At 50.1% G+C, this 523-nt stretch carries 1 pseudogene; it reads left to right on the forward strand.

Annotated features, from left to right (window positions below):
* Positions 1-23: 23 nt before the first annotated feature.
* A pseudogene (locus AC1RPU_RS07790) lies at positions 24-523 on the forward strand (hypothetical protein); the annotation flags it as partial.

Consider the following 523-nt stretch of genomic DNA (forward strand, 5'->3'; position numbering starts at 1 on the left):
CTCCGACACCTCTAACGCAAGTCATGATCGTGACTTCAACAGAGGGGAACACACAGCGGCAAGGTGCTTACCTGTGGGACCTAGAACAAGAAAAGTGGCGATTTGCTCTGCCCTACCAGCCCATATGCGACGCCATAATCTATGGTGCAGTAATTGATTTGTTCTACGACGTATCTGGTCCCGATTCAGGTCTAGCAAGCAATGCCCAAGTTTGGCGTAACGGCATTGAGTACGCGGGCGGCACCACGTTTACAGTTAACGATGGTTCGGTATACGGAGCAACTACAGCAGTGAGTTTTGCGGCCGGTGAAGTGAAATCCGTCAACAACAAGTTTCCGAATTCTGTTGGTGCCGTCGAGATTGATATTGCGGATATACCCAATCTTCAACAGGAACTCGATAATGCTGGCAAGGTGAAGACCGTAGATGGTCAGCAACCCGATGCTAACGGCAATATTGTGGTTCAGGCATCGGATAACAACGCTGCGACCGGCACATCGCTTATCTCAGATAGCGGTTCTAC

This window comes from Dellaglioa sp. CoH-55-MRSF-7 (genome assembly GCF_056782235.1).